1 protein-coding gene is annotated in these 1269 nt (G+C 65.5%); it reads left to right on the forward strand.

Annotated features, from left to right (window positions below; all coding sequences use genetic code 11):
• Positions 1-68 precede the first annotated feature (68 nt).
• A protein-coding gene (locus FHG89_RS00060; RefSeq protein ID WP_139581803.1) for an IS3 family transposase occupies positions 69-1237 on the forward strand; the annotation gives its coding sequence in 2 pieces (ribosomal slippage) (positions 69-353 and positions 356-1237; 1167 coding nt in all).
• The last annotated feature ends 32 nt before the right edge of the window (positions 1238-1269 follow it).

The following is a 1269-nucleotide window of genomic DNA, read 5'->3' on the forward strand; positions in this document are numbered from 1 at the left end:
GGGTCTGCTGCACCGATAGGTGACATCTGAGTTGGCTTGCCCTGGTGGCGGGCTGGAAGGATGTTGCTGTGCCCAAGCCCTACCCCCGTGAGTTCCGCGATGACGTTGTGCGGGTGGCCCGTGATCGTGATCCAGGCGTGACGGTCGAGCAGATCGCCAAGGACTTCGGAGTTCATCCGATGACGTTGTTCAAGTGGTTGCGCCAGGCCGACATCGACGCAGGGACCAAGCCTGGTGTCAGTGGCAGCGAGTCAGCCGAGCTGCGCGAGGCCCGCAAGCGGATCAAGCTGCTGGAGCAGGAGAACGAGGTCCTGCGCCGGGCCGCGGCCTACCTGTCGCAGGCGAACCTGCCGGGAAAAGGCTCTACCCGCTCGTGAGCGAGCTGGCCGCCGACGGGATCCCCGTGGCGGTGACGTGCCGGGTATTGGACATCGCTCGTCAGCCTTACTACCGGTGGCTTGCCCGCCGTGTCACCGACGCCGAACTGTCGCAGGCGTATCGGGCGGACGCGTTGTTCGACGCCCATCGCGATGACCCGGAGTTCGGATACCGGTTCCTGGCCGACGAGGCCCGCGCTGCCGGCCAGCCGATGGTCGAGCGCACCGCCTGGAAAATCTGCTCCGGCATGGGCTGGTGGAGTGCGTTCAGCAAGAAGAAGCGTCGGGGCAAGGGCGGCAAGGTCGGTCCGCCGGTACACGACGATCTGGTACGCCGCGACTTCACCGCGGACGGCCCGAATCGGTTGTGGCTGGCCGACATCACCGAACACCGCACCGGTGAGGGCAAGCTCTACCTGTGCGCGATCAAGGACGTGTGGTCCAATCGGATCGTCGGCTACTCCATCGACTCGCGGATGAAGTCGAGGCTGGCCGTCAACGCACTACACAACGCCGTAGCCCGCCGTGGTGACGCGGCCGGCTGCGTGCTGCACACCGACCGCGGGTCGCAATTTCGCAGCCGGAAATTCGTCCGTGCCCTCAACCAGCACCACATGATCGGGTCGATGGGCAGAGTCGGCGCCGCTGGCGACAACGCCGCCATGGAATCGTTCTTCGGCCTGCTGCAGAACAACGTCCTCGACCGCAGGACCTGGACGACCCGGCAGCAGCTGAGGACCGCGATCGTGACCTGGATCGAACGGACCTACCACCGCCGTCGACGCCAACGATCCCTGTCCCGGTTGACCCCTATCGAGTACGAGACCATCATGACCCCACCGGCCAGTCAGGCCGCGTGACTGAAACTGTCACCTATCGGTGCAGCAGACCC

The sequence above is a fragment of the Micromonospora orduensis genome (assembly GCF_006228125.1).
GTDB classification, from domain to species: Bacteria; Actinomycetota; Actinomycetes; order Mycobacteriales; family Micromonosporaceae; genus Micromonospora; species Micromonospora orduensis.